Here is a 20,656-nt window from a genome sequence, read left to right as displayed (position 1 = left end):
ACTCCCACCGGAAGCACCTGTCCTGCCATTTCAATCATCGCCGGACGCCCCGGCGATTTGCTACGCAGTTACTTAATGACGCTTACTTCGTCTATCTGCGCGCCAGCTGCCTGAACTACTTCCTGTGGAATTGCAGCGATGAAAAACATCGTAAAAACATACATCGCGAAAATCGTCGCAACGAATGTGGCTTTGTGAATCATCCTACTCTCCTTTCTACAGGAAGGAGTCTGAACCAAAAATGCCGGATCACAAAACGCTTTCTGAACGTGAGATGAATAAATTGTCGCGTGAGCTAATTTTAACGATATTTTTACAACATCTCATGAACGGGCGGACAGTCATTAGAAACGAAAAAACCCCGCCGTTTCCAGCGAGGTTTTTCCTTAATCAGGGTTATCCCGAGATTACTCGACGATAGCAGCGACGATGCCTGCACCGACGGTGCGGCCGCCTTCGCGGATGGCGAAGCGAAGCTTTTCTTCCATCGCGATCGGAACGATCAGCTCGACGTCAACCGTGACGTTGTCGCCAGGCATGACCATTTCCGTGCCTTCCGGAAGCGTCACGATGCCGGTGACGTCCGTCGTGCGGAAGTAGAACTGCGGACGGTAGTTCGTGAAGAACGGCGTATGACGGCCGCCTTCTTCCTTCGTCAGGATATAGGCTTCGGCCTTGAACTTCTTGTGCGGCTTGACAGAGCCCGGCTTGCACAGAATCTGGCCACGCTCGACGCCGTCACGGTTCACACCGCGAACCAGAGCACCGATGTTGTCGCCAGCCTGGCCCTGGTCGAGCAGCTTGCGGAACATTTCAACGCCGGTCACCGTCGTCTTCGACGTCGGACGGATGCCGACGATCTCGACTTCTTCACCAACCTTGATGATGCCACGCTCGACACGGCCCGTCACAACCGTACCACGGCCGGAGATCGAGAACACGTCTTCGATCGGCATCAGGAACGGCTGGTCGATCGGACGCTCAGGCGTCGGGATGTAGGCGTCAACCTGAGCCATCAGCTCGCGGATCGCGTCTTCGCCGATCTTCTTGTCGCTGTCTTCAAGAGCTGCAAGGGCCGAACCCTTGACGACCGGGATGTCGTCGCCCGGGAAGTCGTAGGACGACAGGAGTTCGCGAACTTCCAGTTCGACGAGCTCGAGCAGTTCGGCGTCGTCAACCTGGTCGACCTTGTTGAGGAACACGACAATCGCCGGAACGCCAACCTGGCGGGCAAGCAGGATGTGCTCGCGCGTCTGCGGCATCGGGCCGTCAGCAGCCGAGCAAACCAGGATCGCGCCGTCCATCTGCGCCGCACCCGTGATCATGTTCTTCACATAGTCAGCGTGGCCGGGGCAGTCGACGTGCGCATAGTGACGGTTGGCCGTCTCATACTCGACGTGAGCCGTCGAAATGGTGATGCCGCGTGCCTTTTCTTCCGGCGCTGCGTCGATCTGGTCATACGCCTTGAATTCACCGAAGTACTTCGTGATCGCTGCCGTCAGAGACGTCTTGCCGTGGTCAACGTGGCCGATCGTGCCAATGTTGACGTGCGGCTTGTTGCGCTCAAACTTACTCTTTGCCATTTGAATGCTTCCTGTGGACGTAAATGGGTGACCCCGGCGAACCGGTTTAGTGCCGCCGTTTAAGGCTTTCGGCGAAATTGCGCAAGACTTAATTGCAGACGCCATTCTAGGCCTGTCAGCGCATATGGGCGATAATTCGCAACTCTCAAGGTGATTCGGCCGCGGCCTTCCCAAAACAACTGAAATCCCAAGGGAAATCGACAGAAGATCCGGGCTTGCATCTCATCCAAGCTCGAGCGGACGGTGCTCATTTTGGCTATCATCACGGGATGCCGGCAAAGCAAACCGTCCGGTTCGGGTGCGAACCGATACGATAAGTATTCGACGAGAGGGAAACAGATGGAGCGGGTAGCGGGAATCGAACCCGCGTATTCAGCTTGGAAGGCTGCTGCTCTACCATTGAGCTATACCCGCGGGATGGTCCGATCCAGTGACGAATGGTGGAGAGAGTTGGATTTGAACCAACGTAGGCTGAGCCAACGGATTTACAGTCCGTCCCCTTTAACCACTCGGGCATCTCTCCAGTCGTTTCGTCCGGATCGTGAGACCAAGTTCGTCAGACGTTGAAGCGTTGCCGCCCCGTCGTCTGCGCCGCGTATATGACCGGACGATTTCAGTCTGTCAACACGATGACAATGGAAAAGACAGGAAAAATTTCAACGCCTGTTGAAAGCCGGCATACGAAAGAGGGCCTATGCGGCAACAAGCGCCATCGTTATAAAGCCGCATGAGCAAAGATAACAAATCCGGCGGAAAGCCCGCCACCGACAAGTCCGCAAAGGACACGCATTACGCAACGCTCCGGCGCGCGCACCGCGACGCCAAGCGCGAGCGCGGTGAAATTCCGACCCCCGCACCACAGAAGCGCAAGCGCGGAGCGGACGACTGGAGGCCGCCGGCGCTCGCGCCCGATCAGGTTTTCCTTTACGGTCTTCATACCGTTCGCGCCGCGCTTGAAAACCCCGAGCGCAAGAACATCAAGCTGTCGGTGACACAAAACGCGCTTGCGCGACTGGAGATCAATCCGGACGCAATCGGCATTCCTGTCGAAGTGGTTTCGCCTCATGATATCGACAAGGTGCTCGACCCGGAGGCAATTCACCAGGGCGTGATGCTGGAAACGCGGCCGCTGCCCGTCCGGCGGCTGGAAGCGCTGAAGGACAGCCCGCTGCTTCTCGTGCTCGACCAGGTGACCGATCCGCACAATGTCGGCGCGATCATGCGCTCGGCAGTGGCGTTCAGTGCCGGCGCGGTTATCACCACCCAGAGACATAGTCCGACCGAATCCGGCGTGCTTGCAAAATCCGCATCCGGCGCCTTGGAACTCATACCTTATATACAGATCACCAATCTTTCCGATGCGCTCGGTGAGTTGCACAAGCTTGGCTTCTTTACCATCGGCCTCGATTCGGAAGGGCCGACGCCGCTTGAAGGCACTTTCTCGGGAGATCGGGTTGCCTTGGTGCTCGGTTCGGAAGGCAAGGGCCTGCGGCAGAAAACCCGCGAGACCGTCAATGCGCTCGCCCGTCTCGACATGCCTGGCGCCATCAAATCGCTGAACGTATCAAATGCCGCGGCGATAGCCCTCTATGCAGCACGCCTGCATCTGAAGGCATAGGTACAAGCGCCGGCTTTTCTCAGGCAGCGACCGCTAATATGTCGTGGAAACAGGCAAGGATTCCCGCGCTTGCGGTTGAACGCCTCTACTCATGGTCCATATTTGCCTTGGAAAAGCCGGCCGATCAATGCGCTCGGCGACACTTCTTTTCCAGGGGCGCAGGTAAGAAGGAAATCCGCATTATGGCACTTCGGCCGCTGATCTTCGGAGTTCTCTTCATCGCGGTCTTCGTCTTGATCATTCTGAGTATCATCTGGGTGGACAAATCGCACCCGATCCGGCAGCCGGACCCGCTGGCACCCACGGCGCCAGCAAATACCTCCCAGCCGGCCCAGTAGCCAACACGGAACCCTCAAAAGCCGTCCGACGTTTAATCCCCTCAAGACAAACAGGGATTTGAACGTTCATGCGTCTGATGATTGCCGTCGTTGCCGTCATGATAGTCTCGGTGCTCAGCATCGCGATCATGTCTCCGTCCGGTGCCGGACAGACCGGCAACGGCACCAAAATCGAATCGAGCGTGAACGAGGCCGCGCAGAAGTGAAACTTGATGTCAGATCGCTTTATCGAAAGAGGCGAAGGACGCGCAGGCTTTTGCCCCGATCGCTAGCTTGCCTTCCCAGTCACCGGAGTCCTGCTTGCCTACCTCTTTTACGATTCCGGCTCATTGGCTGACCACCAGTCAATAATATTTGCATACGGCAATTGGAGAACACGCGAAAATCCCGTCGCAAGACGTCAAGCTTGCGACGGGATTTGTTCGGATTCGAAAATGGCCAGTCTGCGTCAGCCCTCAGCCCCGATAGAGCCAATAGGGTCCACCCTGATGGCGCCGCCAATATTGACGTTCACGCCAGCGCTCTTCCTGCCACGGGCTCCAGCGGCGCTCATAGCCCCAGGCCGGGCGCCAGTAGCGACGTTCACGCCAATGGCGACGCTCGCCCCAGTCATAGCGATCATCCCAATCGCGATCATCACGATCGCGGCCTCCCCAATCCCGATCACCGCCGCGGGTCTGGATTACGTCGCCATGTAGCGAGATGGCTTGACGGTCGAGAGGGACAGCCGCAGCCGGGGCGACGGCGGAAAACAAAGTACCGGCCGAAAGGACGGCTGCTAGGAGAAAACTGGAGATCCTCATGGCTCACTTCCTCATTTCTGATGAAGTGAGAATGGCCGAGCGCGTCTGAATTGCCCCTGAATCGGCTCTTCAGTCTCTGTTCATATCATGAAGTTTGCCTGGAAAGATGGTGCCCCCGGCAGGGTTCGAACCCGCGACCCCCTGATTACAAATCAGGTGCTCTACCAACTGAGCTACAAGGGCAATGGCTGCGAAGTAGCAGATTCTGATCTTTTGTAAAGAAAATTTGGCTTATCCGGCGCCTCGATGAGGCTATCCACAGTCGGATATTAATTGGCGCTGCGGCCTGCTAAAACATGCCTCGCCCCACGCCGACCTGTTCCCGATCAAAATCGACGGCAGATTTATCCGCGCCTGGAGATCGTTCGAACTTCATCGCAACGCAAAACGTCTTGTCGTACAAGCCCTTTATCCTTTAGCTAGAGCAGCATAACAAAGGGCATTGCATGGGCCGTTCATTTCAGACGCTTTCTTTTATCGCCTCGCCGACCGCAGAAGCCCTCGCCGCGCGGGACGAACTGATTCGCCTCTATGGCGATGTCCCCGCCAATGAGGCCGATGTGATCGTCGCGCTCGGTGGAGACGGCTTCATGCTCCAGACGCTGCACAGCACGATGAACAGCGGTAAGCTCGTCTATGGCATGAATTGCGGCTCGGTCGGCTTTCTGATGAATGACTATAAGACGACAGATCTGCAGGACCGCATCTGTGCCGCTGTGGAAAATGCGTTTCATCCGCTGAAGATGACGACCACCAATGCCGACGGCAGCAAATCATCTGCGCTTGCGATCAACGAGGTCTATCTTTTCCGCCAGTCGTATCAGGCGGCGAAGCTCCGCGTGGAAATCGATGGACATGTGCGGCTGGAGGAGCTCATCTGCGACGGCCTGATGGTGGCAACCCCGGCCGGCTCCACCGCCTATAATCTTTCGGCCCATGGCCCGATTCTGCCGCTGGAGGCTCCCCTGCTTGCTATGACGCCGGTCAGCGCCTTCCGTCCGCGACGCTGGCGCGGAGCGTTGCTTCCCAACCGGGTGACTGTCGATATTGGCATATTGGAAGCCGACAAGCGGCCGGTAAATGCCGTGGCTGATAATACGGAGGTCAAATCCGTACTGCATGTGCGCATCGCCCAGTCCGAAGACATGACGGCGCGCATCCTTTCCGACCCCGACCGCTCCTGGTCGGACCGGATTCTGGCAGAACAATTCGAGGACTGAGACGATGGCGATGCGGCGAGCATTCATGGCGACGCTCATTCTGGCTGGTAGTATGACGGGAACGGCCGCAACTGCCGGGGCGCAGCCCGTTCACGACGACATCCTGCCGGCATCGATCATCTTTGCGACCAGCACCGGCTATTGGGAAGATGACGGGAACTCTCTGCCGGTGGAGCGCGCGCCGACAACCACGCAGAGCGTCAGCACCGAAGATGCCAAGCCGCAGCAGCGGCACGGCTACTACAAGCTCTTCGCCGTGCGCCAGCCTGACAAAACCTCCAAGGTCTATCTGCAACAGACCGAACTGAGTGAGGCCGGGCCTACTATCATCTCGACGGTCGAACTGCAGGAAATCAATGATCTCAAGCCCTACGTCACGGACATCCGGCCCGAGAATTCGAGCGGCATGATTAAGGAGCCGGGCCTTTTCGCCACAGTTTTCCTCAAGACTGATCCTGCAGCTGAATCCGACGGCTGGACGGTGCTGATCGATGAGTTCGGCGATATTACCGTGGAGAAAGCGACCAACTGAGCGTCGCGGGACGATCATCAAGGCCAGGCCATGAAACTCGGCTTTCGCGAAGGTGTTCTCCATGACGAGACACGCCCGGATTGGGAGGGGACCGGCCCGAGACCTGTCCGCTGGTCTCTCTGGTACCCGGCAGCCGAAGAGGCGGTTGAAACCGAGATTCCGGGACGAAGCTGGTTCCGGAGGGTTGCGGTCGCCCGTGATGCGCCCATTCGGCCGGCGGCAAAACCCTATCCGCTGGTCCTGCTGTCGCATGGGACCGGCGGCTCAGCCGCCGGGCTGGAGTGGCTTGCTCGCCGCCTGGTCAGGCAGGAGTTTATCGCGCTCGGCGTCAACCATCACGGCAATACCGGCGGCGAGCCTTATCGCGCCGAGGGTTTTGCCTGCCTCTGGGAGCGTGCGCCCGACTTGAGCCTCATGCTCAATCGCCAAAAAGACTGGCAGGATGATCTCGCCGGGCATTTCGACACCGACAGCGTGTTCGCCGCCGGATTTTCAGCTGGCGCCTATACGGTGATGCTGCTCCTCGGCGCTGTCGCGCAGTTCTCGCAATTCGAACAATCGAGGCTGAAGCCGGGAGGGCCGCGCGGTCCGATGGAGTTTCCCGACCTCGCGGATCATATTCCGTCGCTGCTTCGCACGAGCACGGTATTTCGCCAATCTTGGTCACGCATGTCGCAATCCTATCGCGACGACAGGATCAGGGGTGCGTTAGTCTGCGCGCCGGGTCGCTCCGTCCGCGGCTTCAGCGAGGAGAGCCTGAAAGCCATCCGTAGACCTCAGCTTATTCTGGTGGGCGATGCCGACAATACGGCCCCAGTGGAAGAATGTTCGTCGTGGCTGCATGCGCGCCTTCACCGAAGCGCCTTGAAAATCCTGCCGGGTGGCCTTGGACATTATGTCTTCCTGCCGGAAGGCACGGCATTGGGACTTTCCTTTGCGGAGCACTTGTTTACTGATCCGGCCGGGATAGAACGCGCCGATGTCCACGAGAAGATCGCCAATTTGGCGGGGGCGTTCTTTCACGACATCGATATTTCCGCAGACGCCTGAAAAAAGAAGAGCCCCGTCTCCGGGGCTCCCTGTGTCAGGCTGTCTCTGCTGCTCAGTCGATGTCATCCACGACGGCATCGGCTGCGCCGCTGATGCGGTGAGCGAGTGCTGCTTCCATAAATTCGTTCAGGTCGCCGTCGAGCACGTCGTCGGGAGCCGTGCTCGCAACGCCGGTGCGCAGGTCCTTGACGAGCTGATAGGGCTGCAGGACGTAGGAACGGATCTGATGACCCCAGCCGATGTCCGTCTTCGAGGCGGCTTCGGCATTGGCGGCCTCTTCGCGCTTCTTCAGCTCGGCTTCATACATACGCGCACGCAGCATTTCCCACGCCTTGGCGCGGTTCTTGTGCTGCGAACGCTCCTGCTGACAGGCTACGACGATACCGGTCGGAATATGCGTGATACGCACCGCCGAGTCCGTCGTGTTGACGTGCTGACCGCCGGCGCCTGACGAACGGTAGGTATCGATACGGCAATCGCTTTCGTTAATCTCGATATTGATCGAGTCGTCGACGACCGGATAGACCCAAATCGACGAGAAGGACGTATGGCGGCGCGCGTTGCTGTCGTAAGGCGAGATACGCACGAGGCGGTGTACGCCCGATTCCGTCTTCAGCCAACCATAGGCATTGTGACCCTTGATCAGCAGGGTCGCGGACTTGATGCCGGCTTCTTCGCCGTCATGCACTTCCATCAGTTCAACCTTGAAGCGCTGCCGCTCGGCCCAGCGGGTGTACATGCGCAGCAGCATGTTCGCCCAGTCCTGACTTTCCGTGCCACCCGCGCCGGAGTGAACTTCCAGATAGGTGTCGTTGCCATCGGCCTCGCCTGACAGCATCGCTTCGACCTGTCGGCGAGCAGCCTCGGCCTGCAGGCTTTTCAGTGTGTCCTCGGCTTCCTTGACGACGCTCTCATCGCCTTCCTCTTCCCCGAGTTCGATGAGCTCGATGTTGTCGGAGAGCTGCCGTTCCAACGTCCTGACGCCATTGATGCCGTCATCGAGCTGCTGGCGCTCGCGCATCAGCTTTTGAGCTTCCTGCGCATCGTTCCAGAGGTTGGGGTCCTCTGCCTTGTTGTTCAACCAGTCCAGTCGTCTTACCGCCTGGTCCCAGTCAAAGATGCCTCCTCAGCAGGGTGATAGCCTGCTTGGTTTCATCGACTACGTTCTGGATTTCCGCTCGCATTTTCCTGCTTCTTTGCCTCGGTATTCTGTCAGGCTGGTGACATAGAGACGCCAGCCACGGATGTAAAGAGCCGTGGCTGGCGCAATGGAGATCGGTCGTGATCAGAAAAGGCCGGGCGTGTTGGTCTGAACCGCCTGGTTTGCCTGCGGCGACGTGCGCAGGATTTCCTCCGGCGCCATCGTGCCATCCATTCCGATGACCGAGAGGCTGGTGGCGGGGCCGGTGCCGGGCTTGAAGGCTTCGATGATGGTGCCCGGTTCGCCGTCGACCGCGGCCATGCCGGTCTTGCGGTTGATCGCAACCATGTTCATGCCGGCCGGGACGACGAATTTCGATTCCGGCATGTCCTTGACGGCAGCCTGCATGAATTCGTTGAAGATCGGCGCCGAGAGGACGCCGCCGGTGCCGCCGCGACCGAGCGGAGCTGGCGTATCGAACCCCATGTAGAGGCCTGCGACCAAATCGGGCGTGAAGCCGACGAACCAGGCATCCTTCTCATCGTTGGTCGTGCCGGTCTTGCCGGCAACGTCACGGCCGTCGAGATTGACCTTGCCGGCAGCCGTACCGCGCTGGATGACGCCCTGCATCATCGAGGTGATCTGGTAAGAGGTCATCGGATCGAGAACCTGCTCACGGTTATCGACGATATTGGGTTCTTCCTGGCTCTGCCAGTCACCGGCATTGCAGCCTTCGCAAAGACGTTCTTCATGCCTGAAGATCGTCTTGCCGTAGCGGTCCTGAATGCGGTCGATCAGGGTCGGCTTGATCTGTTTGCCGCCATTGGCGATGACCGAGTAAGCCGAGACCATGCGCAGCACCGTCGTCTCGCCCGAGCCGAGCGACATGGCAAGCAGCGGCGGCATTTTATCGTAGATGCCGAAGCGTTCGGCATATTCGGCAACGATATTCATGCCGAGATCGTTGGCGAGGCGCACCGTCATCAGGTTGCGCGAATTTTCGATGCCCGAACGCAGTGTCGAGGGGCCGGCGACTTCGCCACCGTAGTTTTCCGGCTTCCAGACCTGGCCGCCCGAAACGATCTCGATCGGCGCGTCCATGATGACCGAGGCCGGCGTGTAGCCGTTGTCCATGGCGGCAGCGTAGACGAAGGGCTTGAAGGAGGAGCCCGGCTGACGCATGGCCTGCGTGGCACGGTTGAATTCCGACTGGGCGTAGGAGAAGCCGCCGACCATGGCAAGAACGCGGCCGGTCTTCGGGTCCATGGCGACGAGGCCGCCCTGCACCTTCGGCGGCTGGCGCAAACGATAGGAGCTCGAACCGTCACCACCGATCCGCTCGACATACACGACATCGCCTGCCGAGACGACGCCGACCGGCGATTTCGTCGTCTTGCGGTCGCCTGTGGCGGAGCGGAATGCCCATTGCATGTCCTTGGCGGCAATCGAGCCCCGCTCACGTACGTTCGAAACTTTGCCGCCGCCATCCTTTGGCGGCTGGAGGCCGATATCGACGCTATCGCTGGAGACGGCGAGTACGACCGCCAAGCGCCATTCAGGCACGTCGGAAAGGGCCGGGATGTCAGCGAGCGCCGGTCCCCAGTCACCCGACATGGCGATCTGCTTGATCGGGCCGTGGAAACCGCGACGCTCGTCATAATTGATCAGACCGTCCTGCAGCGCCTTTCGGGCCGCAAGCTGCATCTGCGGATCGAGCGAAGTTCGCACCGAAAGACCGCCCTCATAGAGCGCCTTCTCGCCATATTGGTCGATGAGCTGGCGACGGACGGCTTCGGCGAAGTAATCGGAGGCAAAAAGGGATGGGCCGCTGTTGCGGGCGGTGACGCCGAGCGGCTGCTTCTTGGCGTCCTCGCCGTCGCTCTGGCTGACATAGCCATTTTCGACCATGCGATCGATGACCCAGTTGCGGCGCGTGATGGCGGCATCGGGATGACGGAAGGGATGGTAATTCGCCGGCCCCTTCGGCAGCGAGGCGAGATAGGCTGCCTCGGCAATGCTCAGCTCGCTGACGGACTTATTGAAATAGGTGAGCGAAGCGCTGGCAACGCCGTAGGAATTCAGGCCAAAGAAAATCTCGTTTAGATAAAGCTCGAGAATCTTGTCCTTGCTGTATGCCTGTTCGATGCGGAAGGACAGGATCGCTTCCTTGGCCTTGCGCTCCATGGTCTGTTCGCTGGACAGAAGGAAGTTCTTGGCCACCTGCTGGGTGATGGTCGAGCCGCCTTGCGTCGGACCGCCGGTCAAATAGGCAACCACGGCGCGCATAAATCCGGTGATATCGATACCCGGATGCTGGTAGAAATTCTTGTCTTCGGCAGAAAGAAAGGCCGCCTTCACGCGGTCGGGCACGGCCTGGATTGGCAGGAACAGGCGCCGCTGCTTGGCATATTCGGCCATCAGCGCGCCGTTGCCGGCATGGACACGCGTGGTGACCGGCGGCTCGTAGCTGCTCAATACAGCATAATCCGGAAGATCCTTCGTGACGCCGGCAAGGTAAACGCCGACGACAGCCGCAGCGGCCAGGAAACCGACACACGCTATTCCGAAGAAATATCCAAGAAGTCTAACCATATTTTTTCAGCTACCGGTATTTCTAATCATTAGATCGGCGCAGCCGCACAATCGCACAGATCATATCTCTTTGCACGCTGCGCGGCTTACTCCATGCGCGTTGGCGCCACAAGCCGATTTCGTCTTGCTTGTGCGAAACATATAGACCGGAGTAACGGCGCGAATGTGAGCAAAATAGGGCTCGATCCGCCACTTTCCCCTTCCCTACCGGCGCGAGGTTCGGTTTCGGCCCGGGTGTCACTTCCGGGCCACGCCTGATCTAGCCGCCGTTAGCCATAAGGCCCGCGCGATAACGCTTCACTGCATCCGTCAACAGATCGGCCATCTTTCTGCGCCAGTTGTCGTCAAGCAGGAGCTTCTCGTCATCGACATTGGAGAGGAAGCCGAGTTCGAGCAGGATGGAAGGAACGTCCGGCGCCTGCAGCACACGAAAACCGGCATGACGATGTGGATTGTTGATCGTGCCCACCTGATCCTTGAAGGAAGCGAGTACATTTTCGGCGAGCGAGATCGAGAAGGCCTGCGTCTCCCGTCGCGTCAGGTCGAGAAGGATATCGGCGACTTCCGGCGGCTCGGCGACCGTTTCCTTGCCGGCGATCTGATCGGACAGGTTTTCACGTTCGGCAAGATCGGCGGCGAGCTTGTCCGAGGCCTTGTCGGAAATCGTGTAGACGGTCGAGCCGCGAATGTCCTTCTGTTTCAACGTATCGGCATGAAGGGAAATAAAGAGACCGGCGTGGTTTTGACGGGCGATCAGCACACGCTGCGAGAGCGAGAGGAACTCGTCGTCATCGCGCGTGAGGAAGGCCTTGATGCCCGGCTCCCTGTTCAAGCGATCGGCCAGGGCCTTGGCGAAAGCAAGCGTTACCTGCTTTTCTGCGGTCTTCGTATCGACGCCGATGGCGCCCGTGTCGATACCGCCGTGGCCGGCATCCACAGCAATGACGAAATCTCCAGGCGCGCTGTTTTCCGGCTGTGGAATGGCGCTCGTCGTCTGCGCCGCATCAGCCTCGTCGGTCCAGGACTGGGTTTTCACCAGTTCGGCGAACTTCTGTTTGTCGATCATCTCGGCATCGAGCACCAGCCGGTGGCTGTTGCCGTTCTCATCCGTCTGCACCTCGGCCATCGCGAGTTGAACCGGGCGCGCTGCCGTCAACACGATGCGCGCGCTTCCTTCTTCCATGGCGCCATAACGAATATCCTTGAACAGGCCGCGTGCTGCGAGGTCCTTGGCCGGAAAGCCGAAAGCTGTTGCCGGCAGGTCGACGACGATGCGCTCGGGATTGGCGATATAGTGGACGGAGAAACGCGGCTCACGGTCGAAATCAATGACGATACGGGTTCTGGCATCGTCGCCAACGATGCGCGCCCCGTAAGCCAGCAGGGGATCCTTTATATCGGCGGCACTGCCCGGAACTGCGCAAAGCGCCGCCAAAGCGAAAAGACACGCCGCAAAACTCAGTTTTCGCCCTGCGGACAATTCCGCCGCGATCCGCAACCTCTTAAACAATAGCCCGCCACACCCTATATATTTCCGCGATGGACTCGACATCGTCCCCGCCGACACCCGCTGAAGTCGAGCACGCATGCGCCGAGGCGCGAATCAGGGTCGCTTGTCCCCGAGCGTTTATGCGATGCGAAATCCATCAATATTATGGCACATTTGGCTTTTCCCTTGCTATTGTGACAGAGAAAACATACAACGAATTTTAGGGTAGAAGTGTTGACGGGATAGAGTCGCCGCGAGGCAGCCAGCCGCCCCCGGACCTGGCGCCACAACCGGTAATCGTCCGCCGTCTAATGCATTTCCGCCCGAGAACTGGATCCTGATTTTCCGGCTTCATGCTGGGATTTCATCGGTGGATCAGCCACCACGCTCTCAGGGAGCAAACTCATCGGACCCGAACTGGGTCTTCGTCATTGTCGATCACGCTTGGTTGTTGATGGTTTCGCAGCAGGTTTTATCTGAAGTGTACAGGCCCCGGAACGAAACGGTTCCGGCTGCTGTCTGGCTGCTGCCCTCCCCCTCGCACCAATCGCGACTTTCATTATCCGGCGCGGCCACGGCGGACCGCATTCTTCCTGTGTCAATAGCAGTCGGGAATGCGCTCTCGCGGCCTCGCCGAGGAGCTCAGCTTACATGGCAGACAAAATGCTTATCGATGCGTCTCACGAGGAAGAGACGCGCGTCGTTGTCGTTCGCGGGAACCGCATAGAAGAATTTGATTTCGAGTCGCAGCACAAGAAGCAAATCCGCGGCAACATTTATCTTGCAAAAGTGACGAGGGTCGAACCCTCGCTGCAGGCCGCCTTCGTCGATTACGGCGGCAACCGGCACGGTTTCCTGGCCTTCGCCGAAATTCATCCCGATTATTATCAGATTCCGCTAGCCGATCGTCAGGCCCTGCTTCGCGCCGAAGCCGAAGAGCATCGCCGCGACGAAGATGTCGAGCATGTCGAAACTGCTCCGCTGGTCGATCTGTCGACACAGGAACAGCCCGATATCGGTATCGTTCCAATCGAGCAGCCCGAAACAGCCGCTCCGGAAGTGGAAGCTGCCGCAGCTGAAGAACAAGCGCCCGTTGCTGAAGAAGCCCCTGCCAAGAAGCCCCGCGCCCGCCGCAGCCGCAAGAAGGTAGCCGAACCGGTCGCCGAAGAAGCAGCGGCACCGGAAGCATCCGAGGCATCTGTTGCTGACAATGACGACGAAGGTTCCTCCGGCGGCGAAATGGCCGCGATGGTCGAAACCGACTCCATTTCCGAAGACGTCGACGTCTCCAAGCGTCGTCACGATGATGACGACGACGATGATCACGACGACCATGGCGAAGAGGAAGTCATCGAATCGGTCGGCGCTGAAGATGCGATGGAAGAAGTTCCGGACCGGGTGCAGCGCAAGCTGCGCAAGCAGTACCGTATCCAGGAAGTCATCAAGCGCCGCCAGATCCTGCTGGTGCAGGTTGCCAAGGAAGAGCGCGGCAATAAGGGTGCTGCTCTCACCACTTATCTCTCGCTCGCCGGCCGTTACTCGGTCCTGATGCCGAACACGGCACGCGGCGGCGGCATTTCCCGCAAGATCACCAACCCGCAGGACCGCAAGCGGCTGAAGGAAATCGCCCGCATGCTGGAGGTGCCGCATGGCATGGGTGTGATCTTGCGCACCGCCGGTGCGAACCGCACCAAGGTTGAGGTCAAACGCGACTTCGAATACCTGATGCGCCTGTGGGAGAACGTCCGCACACTGACGCTCGCTTCCACCGCTCCTTGCCTCGTTTACGAGGAAGGCTCGCTCATCAAGCGCTCGATCCGCGATCTCTACAACAAGGATATCAGCGAGATCATCGTTGCCGGCGAAGAAGGCTATCGTGAAGCGAAAGACTTCATGAAGATGTTGATGCCGAGCCACGCCAAGGTGGTTCAGCCCTATCGCGACATCCATCCGATCTTTTCGCGCTCCGGCATCGAGGCTCAGCTCGACCGTATGCTGCAGCCACAGGTGACGTTGAAGTCGGGCGGCTACCTGATCATGAACCAGACGGAAGCTCTGGTTTCGATCGACGTCAACTCCGGCCGCTCAACCCGCGAGCATTCGATCGAGGATACGGCGCTCCAGACGAACCTTGAAGCAGCGGAAGAAATCGCCCGTCAGCTTCGCCTGCGCGACCTTGCAGGCCTGATCGTCATCGACTTCATCGACATGGAAGAAAAGCGCAACAACCGCGCTGTCGAGAAGAAGCTGAAGGAATGCCTGAAGAACGACCGTGCCCGTATCCAGGTCGGCCGCATCTCGCATTTCGGCCTTCTGGAAATGTCGCGCCAGCGCATCCGCGCTTCCGTTCTCGAATCGACGACGCAGGTCTGCTCGCATTGCGGCGGCACCGGTCACGTCCGTTCGCAGTCTTCTGTCGCCCTGCATGTGCTGCGCGGCATCGAGGAATATCTACTCAAGAACACGACGCACAATATCACCGTGCGCACGACGCCCGACATCGCGCTTTATCTGCTGAACCACAAGCGCCAGACGATCGTCGATTATGAAAGCCGCTTCGGTGTGGCGATCATCATCGATGCAGATGGCTCTGTCGGTGCGCAGCATTTCGCGATCGATCGCGGCGAGCCGGTGGAAAACCCGGTCAAGATCGAAAGCCTCTTCAATTTCGCAGCCATCCCGGATGACGATGACGACGATGTCGTTATCGAGCATGACGAGGAGGAAGACGAAGAACTGGAAGAAAAACCTGCCGTTGCCGAGCGCCCTGCTGCTCGTGCGGAGAGCGAAGGCGAAGGTGGACGCAAGCGCAAGCGCCGTCGTCGCCGCCGTGGCCGCAACGGCAATGCCGAACAGCAGATCGCCGCCGACGCCGTGTCCGGCGAGGCTGACGACAGCGATGAAGGCGAGGAAGACGGCAGCGAAGGTGATAGCGATGCCGTGGAAACACCGGCCGAGGCTCGCGCCGAAGGTGACGACTCCCAGCGCCGCAAGCGCCGCCGTCGCGGCAAGCGCGGTGGCCGCCGCAACCGCGGTGAAGAAGGCGCTGAAGCCGGCGCCGTTTCCGAAGGTGATCACGCTGACGAAGGCGACGACAGTGCAGCCGACGAGACTTCCGAGACCACGGTAGAAGTCATCGAAGCCGTCGCGGCCGAAGCGGTTGAAGATCAGCCGGCAATGGCCGCTGTCGAAGCTGGCGAAAGTGTCGTCGAAGAGGTCAAGCCAGCACGCGGCCGCGGCCGCCGCAAGGCTGCTGCTGCACCTTCACCGGTCGAAGAGCCCGTGATCGAAGTGCCGGTCGCCGAGACCACGACCGAAGCCGAGCCGGAAGCAGCGGAAGCGTCTGCAGATCTTGCAACCCCGGCACAGGAAGAGGCAAAGCCAGTCCGCGCCAACCGCGGATCCAATGTCTCGTCGTCCGAGCCGACCGTTACCTCGACCCGCACCGAGAGCGCGGAAGCGGAGGGCGAAGGCAAGCCGAAGAAGGCAGGCTGGTGGCAGCGCCGCGGCTTCTTCTGAAAGCTGTTTTTTGGCGATAAGTGACACGATCCGGCTGCGGCAACGCGGCCGGATTTTTTTGTCCATTGGAATGACGTGCCTTACCCTGGTAGCCGATCGGAAGAATGCCTGGGGCTAGAGTGTACGGCCGAACCAGACAGTGGTTTCGGATGGCGACACTAATGGCGGGACGAGACGCGTGAAGCCGCGCGAGGACCAGAAGCGGGCCGCCGTGATTTCCGTCATTAACCCCGAGATGAATGCCGCTCACGCCAGCCAGCATATCGGGCACGCAGAACTGGCCACCATTCGCGTTCCAGCCGTGCTTCGAAGGCGGCGTGTCATAGGCGCCAACGATATAGCCGGCAATGCCCTGCCCGTCCTCCACGACGACAGTCGCTTCGGGGCTCAACACCACCTAGGGCGCAGAATAGCTGTGGCCGATTAGCCTTGTGTCGCGATAGAGATGGCTCGATCCTGCCCGCCATCACCGGTCGCAAACGAGATGGCGTAGATCTGATCAGGATCGTCCTGCCGCGCGTTGCGGATCGGCAGCATTCACGCTGCCGGCGGATAGAGCAGGTCGACGATGTAGCTCGCGTCGAAACGGGAATCGAGCATGCCATAGGTGGAGCGCCAGCCACCCGCAAGACGGGTCTCAATGAAAGCGTCGGCGATGCGCCCTGCTCCAAGGCGATAAAGCTCGGCGGCGCCGGCAACGAGCGCCAGCTGCTCGACGAGAAGGCGAGCAGCGCCTTCATCCTGTTCACACAACGCGATTGCTGCGCGCAGCACATCGATCGTCTTCTTGCCGGCGGGGCCGAGATCACGCGCAAAGCCTGCAAAGACCGTCTCGAAGAGATCCTTGCCGCGGTTGAGTACGCGCAACACATCGAGCGCCATCACGTTGCCCGAGCCTTCCCAGATCGCATTGACCGGGGCCTCGCGATAATGGCGCGCGATCGGGCGCTCCTCGATATAGCCGCTACCCCCGATGCACTCCATCGCCTCATAGATCAGCGACGGGGCGATCTTGCAGCACCAATATTTGGCGACAGGCGTCATGACGCGGGCATAGGCGGCATCTTCCGCATTGCCGCGCGCCTTGTCGAAGGCATCGGCCAAGCGGAAGGAAAGAGCCGTGGCGGCAGCAACATCGAGCGCCATATCGGCGAGCACGCGGGTCATGATCGGCTGGTTGACCAGCATCTTTCCAAAGACGCTACGACCACGGGTATGGTGAACGGCCTCGGCGAGCGAAGCGCGCATGATGCCGGAAGAGGCCAGAGCGCAGTCGAGCCGTGTCAGCGTTACCATGTCGAGAATAGTGCGGATGCCGGCATCGGGACCACCGAGCAGGAAGCCGAACGTATCCGTGAACTCTACTTCGGAAGACGCGTTGGAGCGGTTGCCGACCTTGTCCTTCAGCCGCTGGAATTGCAGACCGTTGGCAGAACCGTCCTCGAGCAGACGCGGCACCAGGAAGCAACCCATGCCCTCCTTGGTCTGCGCCAGCATGATGAAGGCGTCGCTCATCGGCGCGGACATGAACCACTTGTGGCCGGAGAGCCGGTAAATGCCCTCGCTCACCTTCTCGGCCGCGGTCGTGTTGGCACGGACATCAGTGCCGCCCTGCTTTTCCGTCATGCCCATGCCGATCGTCACGGCGGATTTCTGCATGGCCGGACGGTTGGACGAGTCGTATTTGCGCGAGAGGATCTTCGGTGCCCAGTCCTTCTGGACTGCCGGTGAAGCCGAAAGGGCGGCAACGGATGCGCTCGTCATCGTCAGCGGGCAAAGATGGCCGGATTCGAGCTGCGCGGTCAGATAGAAACGGGCTGCGCGAATATGATGGGCCTGATCCTTGGCCTCCGTATCGGCCTGCGGGTCCCAGACCGAGGAATGCAGGCCCGACGCCATCGAACGGCGCATCAGCGCATGCCAGGCTGGGTGGAATTCGACGATGTCCAATCGCTCGCCGCGCGGGCCGTGAGTGCGCAGCTGCGGCGTGCCCTGGTTTGCCATGCGCGCCAGTTCCTGCGCTTCCGGCGAGGTGACGAAGCGGCCCATGTTTTCAAGGTCTTCACGGATGGCGCGCGGCAGCGAGGCGGTCAGGTCGACGATCAGCGGATCGGATCGATAGGCGTTGATTCCCGACCAGAGGCTCGGCTGGTTGAGTTCGGCGAGTTTATCTTCGGTCCGGTTTGCGGATGTCATTGTTCGCTTCTATTTCATGAGCCCGGCAAAGGGAAACCGGAAGTTCGTGATTCGCAGATTTCTGCTCTACAGCGCCGCGCGTCTTTTCAGACGCGTAGAGGACCCTGTAGCACTTTAAATTGCTGCATAGTTTTATCCTTAAATCGATTCCGATTTAAGGAATCATGCAGTAACGAGATTCGACGGAAAATGCATGGGGAACATAGGGATTTGCGTATAGGACGCGCTTGCCCCTTCCCCCCACACTCTTTATAGACCCCGCGAAGACAAGAAGAGGCAGGGTCATGGTCTTTTTCCCCCACCGCCACCTCATTGGCATCAAGGGCCTCACCGAGCAGGATATAACCTATCTTCTCGACAAGGCCGACGAAGCGGTCAAGATCAGCCGACAGCGAGAGAAGAAGACGTCGACCCTCCGGGGGCTGACGCAGATCAACCTCTTCTTCGAGGCGTCGACGCGCACGCAAGCTTCCTTCGAACTTGCCGGCAAGCGTCTTGGCGCCGACGTGATGAATATGTCGGTCGGCAACTCCTCGGTGAAGAAGGGCGAAACGCTGATCGATACGGCGATGACGCTGAATGCGATGCGGCCTGATGTGCTAATCATCCGCCACTCTAGCGCCGGTGCTGCTGCGCTTCTTGCCCAGAAGGTCTCCTGCTCCGTCGTCAATGCCGGCGATGGCCAGCATGAACATCCGACACAGGCGCTGCTCGATGCGCTGACGATCCGCCGCGCCAAGGGCCGGCTGTCGCGCATCATCGTGGCGATCTGCGGTGACGTGCTGCATTCGCGCGTGGCGCGCTCCAATATTCTGCTTTTGAATGCAATGGGCGCGCGTGTGCGTGTCGTTGCGCCGGCGACGCTGCTGCCGGCCGGCATCGCAGAAATGGGTGTCGAGGTCTTTCATTCGATGAAGGAAGGGCTGAAGGACGCCGACGTTGTCATGATGCTGCGGCTGCAGCGCGAGCGCATGTCGGGCGCCTTCGTGCCGTCGGTGCGCGAATACTATCACTTCTACGGCCTCGACGCGGAAACGCTGAAGGCAGCGAAGGAGGATGCGCTGGTCATGCATCCGGGACCGATGAACCGTGGCGTAGAAATCGCCTCCGAGGTCGCCGATGGTCCGCAGAGCGTAATCGCCGAACAGGTGGAGATGGGGGTCGCCGTGCGCATGGCCGTCATGGAAGCGCTGCTCGTTTCCCAAAACCAGGGACCCCGCACCGATGGAGTGGGCGCATGAGCAATCTCGTCCTCAAGAACGTCCGCATAATCGACCCCTCCCGCAATCTCGATGAGATCGGCACTGTCATCGTCAAGGACGGTCGCATCGTCGCGGCCGGCAAGGATGCACAAAACCAGGGCACTCCCTCAGGGGCTACCGTGCGCGATTGCACCGGCCTCGTCGCAACGCCCGGTCTCGTCGACGCCCGAGTCCATATCGGCGAACCGGGCGGTGAGTATCGCGAGACCATTGCCTCGGCAAGCCGCGCTGCGGCGGCGGGCGGTGTGACCTCGATCATTATGATGCCCGACACACACCCCGTTATCGACGACATTGCGCTCGTCGAGTTCGTCAAGAAGACAGCGCGGGATACGGCCGTCGTCAACGTCTATCCGGCAGCGGCCATCACCAAGGGGCTCGCCGGCGAAGAGATGACGGAAATCGGCCTATTGATGGAGGCTGGCGCCGTCGCCTTCACCGACGCGCAGGCCACCATATCCGATACACAGGTGCTGCGCCGGGTGATGACCTATGCACGCGAATTCGGCGCCGTCATTTCCTGCGCCACGCGTGACAAATATCTCGGCGCCAATGGCGTCATGCATGAAGGCCTGCTCGCAAGCTGGCTCGGCCTTTCGGGCATTCCGAAGGAAGCGGAGCTGATCCCGCTGGAGCGCGACCTGCGCATCGCCCAGTTGACCCGCGGCAACTATCACGCTGCGATGATCTCCGTTCCGGAATCGGTCGAGGCGATCGAACTTGCCCGCTCGCGCGGCGCGAAAGTAACCTGCGGTATATCGATCAACAACCTGGCGCTTAACGAGAACGACATCGGCGAATATCGGACCTTCTTCAAGCTCTATCCGCCGCTGCGCTCCGAGGATGACCGGGTGGCGATGGTGGATGCGCTGGCCAGGGGCGCGATCGATATCATCGTCTCCTCGCACGATCCGCAGGATGTCGATACCAAGCGACTGCCCTTCGGCGAGGCCGAAGATGGCGCAGTGGGCCTCGAAACCATGCTCGCCGCAGCCTTGCGGCTCTATCACAGCGAGCAGGTCAGCCTGATGCGGCTGATCGATGCGATGTCGACGCGGCCGGCGCAAATCTTCGGTCTCGATGCCGGCACCCTGAAACCTGGTGCCAGAGCCGATATCGCGCTGATTGATCTCGAAGAACCTTGGCTTGTCGCCAAGGACATGCTTCTTTCTCACTCGAAGAACACGCCGTTCGAGGATGCACGTTTCAGCGGGCGAGCCGTGGCAACCTATGTCAGTGGCAAGCTGGTTCACACATTGCAGGGCTGAGGGCCGCCCAGCGCTTGCAGGTGGCCTTTCGGCAGAGGATTGGGG

Annotated in this window: 16 protein-coding genes and 3 tRNA genes; 9 read left to right on the top strand and 10 right to left on the bottom strand. The window is 59.8% G+C overall.

The features are described from left to right. Positions 1–68: 68 nt before the first annotated feature. From EV281_RS31980 to EV281_RS01660, 4 genes are all read right to left on the bottom strand, one after another. Complete coding sequence (locus EV281_RS31980) at positions 69–203, bottom strand: hypothetical protein (RefSeq protein WP_281026248.1); 135 nt, start codon at positions 201–203, stop codon at positions 69–71. Between the two features lie 204 nt (positions 204–407). Next, a complete protein-coding gene (gene tuf, locus EV281_RS01670) occupies positions 408–1,583 on the bottom strand; it encodes an elongation factor Tu (RefSeq protein WP_112706399.1) in 1,176 nt (391 codons plus the stop codon). A gap of 340 nt (positions 1,584–1,923) precedes the next feature. Next, positions 1,924–1,997 (bottom strand) — tRNA-Gly (locus EV281_RS01665). Positions 1,998–2,021: 24 nt separating this feature from the next. Continuing rightward, positions 2,022–2,106: transfer RNA gene (locus tag EV281_RS01660), tRNA-Tyr, on the bottom strand. A 204-nt stretch (positions 2,107–2,310) separates the two neighbouring features. Here EV281_RS01660 and rlmB point away from each other — a divergent pair. The 3 genes from rlmB to EV281_RS30995 all read left to right on the top strand — a co-directional run bounded on the left by rlmB (position 2,311) and on the right by EV281_RS30995 (position 3,745). Then, a complete protein-coding gene (rlmB, locus tag EV281_RS01655) occupies positions 2,311–3,201 on the top strand; it encodes a 23S rRNA (guanosine(2251)-2'-O)-methyltransferase RlmB (RefSeq protein WP_132651227.1) in 891 nt (296 codons plus the stop codon). Positions 3,202–3,383: 182 nt separating this feature from the next. Further along, positions 3,384–3,539: a hypothetical protein gene (locus EV281_RS31000; RefSeq protein WP_165911822.1), complete on the top strand. Its 156-nt coding sequence runs from the start codon at positions 3,384–3,386 to the stop codon at positions 3,537–3,539. A 68-nt stretch (positions 3,540–3,607) separates the two neighbouring features. Continuing rightward, entirely contained in the window at positions 3,608–3,745 is a 138-nt protein-coding gene (locus EV281_RS30995; protein ID WP_165911821.1) for a hypothetical protein, read from the top strand. 249 nt (positions 3,746–3,994) lie between these two features. Here the strand turns inward: EV281_RS30995 and EV281_RS01645 are convergent, their stop codons facing one another. After that, entirely contained in the window at positions 3,995–4,342 is a 348-nt protein-coding gene (locus tag EV281_RS01645; protein ID WP_132651226.1) for a hypothetical protein, read from the bottom strand. 107 nt (positions 4,343–4,449) lie between these two features. Beyond that, a tRNA-Thr gene (locus tag EV281_RS01640) sits at positions 4,450–4,525 on the bottom strand. 263 nt (positions 4,526–4,788) lie between these two features. On the opposite strand from EV281_RS01640, the gene EV281_RS01635 reads away from it, so the two are divergent. Genes EV281_RS01635 through EV281_RS01625 form a run of 3 tightly spaced genes read left to right on the top strand, consistent with a single transcriptional unit; the run spans position 4,789 to position 7,144 of the window. Beyond that, the gene (locus EV281_RS01635; protein WP_132651225.1) at positions 4,789–5,562 is read left to right on the top strand and encodes an NAD kinase; all 774 of its coding nucleotides are present in this window, start codon (positions 4,789–4,791) and stop codon (positions 5,560–5,562) included. Between the two features lie 4 nt (positions 5,563–5,566). Then, a complete protein-coding gene (locus EV281_RS01630; protein ID WP_132651224.1) occupies positions 5,567–6,094 on the top strand; it encodes a hypothetical protein in 528 nt (175 codons plus the stop codon). Positions 6,095–6,124: 30 nt separating this feature from the next. Next, complete coding sequence (locus tag EV281_RS01625) at positions 6,125–7,144, top strand: dienelactone hydrolase (protein ID WP_132651223.1); 1,020 nt, start codon at positions 6,125–6,127, stop codon at positions 7,142–7,144. A 52-nt stretch (positions 7,145–7,196) separates the two neighbouring features. Here EV281_RS01625 and prfB read toward each other — a convergent pair. From prfB to EV281_RS01610, 3 genes are all read right to left on the bottom strand, one after another. Next, positions 7,197–8,328 (bottom strand): peptide chain release factor 2 gene (gene prfB / locus EV281_RS01620; protein WP_165911820.1). Its coding sequence is split into 2 segments (ribosomal slippage): positions 7,197–8,258 and positions 8,260–8,328, totalling 1,131 coding nucleotides; the frame shifts between segments, so codons are not numbered across the junction. 101 nt (positions 8,329–8,429) lie between these two features. After that, on the bottom strand, positions 8,430–10,877 hold the full coding sequence (locus EV281_RS01615) for a penicillin-binding protein 1A (protein ID WP_132651221.1): 2,448 nt from the start codon (positions 10,875–10,877) through the stop codon (positions 8,430–8,432). 259 nt (positions 10,878–11,136) lie between these two features. Continuing rightward, complete coding sequence (locus EV281_RS01610; RefSeq protein ID WP_132651220.1) at positions 11,137–12,387, bottom strand: N-acetylmuramoyl-L-alanine amidase; 1,251 nt, start codon at positions 12,385–12,387, stop codon at positions 11,137–11,139. 630 nt (positions 12,388–13,017) lie between these two features. On the opposite strand from EV281_RS01610, the gene EV281_RS01605 reads away from it, so the two are divergent. After that, positions 13,018–15,885, top strand: a complete 2,868-nt coding sequence (locus tag EV281_RS01605) for a ribonuclease E/G (protein ID WP_132651219.1) — start codon at positions 13,018–13,020, stop codon at positions 15,883–15,885. 537 nt (positions 15,886–16,422) lie between these two features. Here EV281_RS01605 and EV281_RS01595 read toward each other — a convergent pair. After that, positions 16,423–18,081 (bottom strand): acyl-CoA dehydrogenase family protein, encoded by a 1,659-nt coding sequence (locus EV281_RS01595; protein WP_132651218.1) that lies wholly within the window; start codon positions 18,079–18,081, stop codon positions 16,423–16,425. A 284-nt stretch (positions 18,082–18,365) separates the two neighbouring features. Here EV281_RS01595 and EV281_RS01585 point away from each other — a divergent pair, with 284 nt between their 5' ends. Next, a complete protein-coding gene (locus tag EV281_RS01585) occupies positions 18,366–19,322 on the top strand; it encodes an aspartate carbamoyltransferase catalytic subunit (protein ID WP_037096295.1) in 957 nt (318 codons plus the stop codon). Beyond that, a complete protein-coding gene (locus EV281_RS01580) occupies positions 19,319–20,611 on the top strand; it encodes a dihydroorotase (protein ID WP_132651216.1) in 1,293 nt (430 codons plus the stop codon). Before EV281_RS01585 ends, EV281_RS01580 begins: the two co-directional genes overlap by 4 nt. The last annotated feature ends 45 nt before the right edge of the window (positions 20,612–20,656 follow it).

This window comes from Rhizobium sp. BK418 (genome assembly GCF_004341105.1).
Classification (GTDB): Bacteria; Pseudomonadota; Alphaproteobacteria; order Rhizobiales; family Rhizobiaceae; genus Rhizobium.
This window is presented reverse-complemented; position numbering and strand designations above follow the sequence as displayed.